1 protein-coding gene and 2 pseudogenes are annotated in these 2,868 nt (G+C 66.5%); all 3 read right to left on the reverse strand.

Annotation, left to right across the window (positions count from 1 at the left end; genetic code table 11):
* A pseudogene (locus tag V7E05_RS07125) lies at positions 1–1,184 on the reverse strand (alanine/glycine:cation symporter family protein); the annotation flags it as partial.
* Between the two features lie 102 nt (positions 1,185–1,286).
* Positions 1,287–2,654: a UDP-glucose dehydrogenase family protein gene (locus V7E05_RS07130; protein ID WP_333618977.1), complete on the reverse strand. Its 1,368-nt coding sequence runs from the start codon at positions 2,652–2,654 to the stop codon at positions 1,287–1,289.
* Between the two features lie 99 nt (positions 2,655–2,753).
* Positions 2,754–2,868 (reverse strand): annotated as a pseudogene (locus V7E05_RS07135) (dCTP deaminase); the annotation flags it as partial.

Genomic DNA, 2,868 nt, shown 5'->3' on the forward strand with positions numbered 1-2,868 from the left:
TTCGTCTCGGCCATGTAGTAGTACGCGACGATGGTGGTGAAGGCGAAGAAGAACAGCGCGAGGGCGATGAACGATGGGCCGACGCCCGAGAAGACCGTGTCGATGCCGGCCTGCGGGTACCCCGGCCCCGCGGAGACGTCCGGGCCGAGCACGTTGCCGCCCTCGCGGAGGATCTGCGAGGGGTCCTCGACGGCGTCGGTGTAGACGCGGTACGCGCCGGTGGAGAGGATCATGAAGGCGGTGGCGGAGCAGACGAACAGTGTGTCCACGTAAACGGCGAAGGCCTGGGCGAAGCCCTGCTTCGCGGGGTGCGAGACCTCGGCTGCGGCCGCGGCGTGCGGGCCCGTGCCCTGCCCGGCTTCGTTCGAGTAGAGGCCGCGCTTGACGCCCCACTGGACCGCAAGGCCCCAGATCGCACCGTAGACCGAGTCGACGCCGAACGCCGAGGAGAAGATCGACGAGAAGACGTCGACGATCTGGTCGTAGTTGATGAACAGGATGGCGATGGCCGCGAGGATGTAGATGGTCGCCATGACCGGGACGACGTACGAGGCGAACGTGGCGATGCGCTTGACGCCACCGACGATGATGACGAGCAGCAGGACGATGATCACGGCGGTGGGCAGCCACAGCGGCATGTCCCAGGCCTGGTTCGCGGATTCGGTGATGCCGTTGGCCTGGACGCCGGGGAGGAAGAAGCTCATGGCCGCGACGGTGACCACGGCGAAGAGGATCGCGTAGAACTGCGAGAAGCCGCCCATCTTCGTGTGCTTGTAGGCCTTCTCGATGTAGTAGGCCGGACCGCCGCGGTATTCGCCGGTGTCCCTGTCCTTCTCCTTGTAGATCTGGCCGAGCGTGCACTCGATAAACGAGGTGGCGGCGCCTAGGAACGCCATCGCCCACATCCAGAACACCGCGCCGGGGCCGCCGAAGGCGATGGCCGTGGCGACGCCGGCGATATTGCCTGTGCCGACGCGACCGGCGAGCGACATCATGAGCGACTGGAACGAGGAGACGCCGGACTCCGATTTCTCACCATTTTTGAGCTGGCTGAGCATATCGGGGATGTTGACGACCTGGACGCACAGCGTGCGGAGCGTGAAGTACAGCCCGGCACCCAGGCACAACACGATAAATGGGGGACCCATGATGTTGCTGGACAGCCAGTCGATGGCGTCGCTCATAGGAGTGGCCTCTCTGAGAAGAAGATCAGGATCGTCTCAGAGTATTTGAAAGCCGTCGCCGTGACTAGCTTTACAGCGATTTTTTACACGGCGGATACACGCCTACCGGCCGCGGCCGAGCGCCCGGTATTCGAAACCGGCGTCTTCCCACCGCTCGCGCGGAAGGCAATTGCGACCGTCGAGGACGATCCGGCCACGCGCGACGGCTGCGACCTCCCGGGGATCGAGGGCGACGAACTCCTTCCACTCCGTCGCGATGATGACGAGGTCCGCGCCCTCGCAGGCGCCGAGCGCGGAATCGGCGTACCCGAGCGTCGGGTAGAGGCGGCGCGAATTCTCCAGCGCCTGCGGATCGAACACCACGGCCTGCGCGCCCTTGAGCGAGAGCATCCCGGCGATGTTGAGCGCGGGCGAGTCGCGGACGTCGTCGGAATCCGGTTTGAACGCGGCGCCGAGCACGGCGACCGAGGAACCGATGAGCGAGCCGCCCATCGTGTCGACGGCGAGCTGCACCATCTTCTCCCGGCGCCGCATGTTGATCGCGTCGACCTCGCGGAGGAACGTGAGCGCCTGGTCTGCGCCGAGTTCGCCGGCGCGGGCCATGAACGCGCGGATGTCCTTGGGAAGGCAGCCGCCGCCGAAGCCGAGCCCGGCGCCGAGGAAACGGCGGCCGATGCGCTTGTCCATGCCGATGGCATCGGCGAGCACCGTGACGTCGGCGCCCGCGGCCTCGCAGACCTCTGACACAGCATTGATAAACGAGATCTTGGTAGCGAGGAAGGCGTTCGCCGAGACCTTGACCAGCTCGGCGGTGGCGAGGTCGGTGATGATGAGCGGCGTCGCCGTCTCCCCCGCCTCCCGCTGCTCGTCCGTGAGGCCCGCGGAGAGGATCGGCTCGTACGCCTCGAGCAGGCGCTCGCGCCCGAACGTCGGCTCGGCGTCGGGGTTCGCCACGCCAACGACCACCCGGTCCGGCTCGAGCGTGTCCTTGACCGCGTACCCCTCGCGCAGGAACTCCGGGTTCCACACGACCTCCAGGCGCACCCCCTCGGGCGTGAGCCGGTCGGCGGCCTCCTGTAGGCGCTGCGCCGTACCCACGGGAACGGTGGATTTACCCACGATGACGGCGGACCGTGTGAGCCGCGGCGCGAGCTCGGTAACCACGGCCTCTACATAGGTGGTGTCTGCGGCGAAATCGCCCTTGCGCTGCGGGGTGCCGACGCCGATGAAGAAGAGGTCGGCGAACTCCGCGGCCTCGGAGTAGTCGGTGGTAAAGCGCAGGAGACCGGAGTCGACGTGGCGGCGGAGGATCTCCGGGAGGCCCGGCTCGAAGAACGGGACCTCCCCCTTCGCCAGACGGGCGATCTTCGCCTCGTCGACATCGATGCCGAGCACTTCGTGCCCCAACTCGGCCATGGAAGCGGCGTGGGTTGCGCCGAGATATCCGGTACCAAAAACGGCCATACGCATACGGCCCATAGTCGCAGGCTACGGTGGCCGCTCCTCGCCCAATTCGAGAACACTCGCGGCTGAAACGGTGAACGCCGAGTGGACTCCTTCGCCGGGGGTTTACCGGAAGTTGAGGTAGGCCTTCGATGCCGTGGGGCCACGCTGGCCCTGGTATTTGGATCCCACGCCGTCAGAACCATAAGGGTGCTCGGCGGGGCTCGAGAGCTGGAAGAGG

Source organism: Dietzia sp., from assembly GCF_036741115.1.
Classification (GTDB): domain Bacteria; phylum Actinomycetota; class Actinomycetes; order Mycobacteriales; family Mycobacteriaceae; genus Dietzia.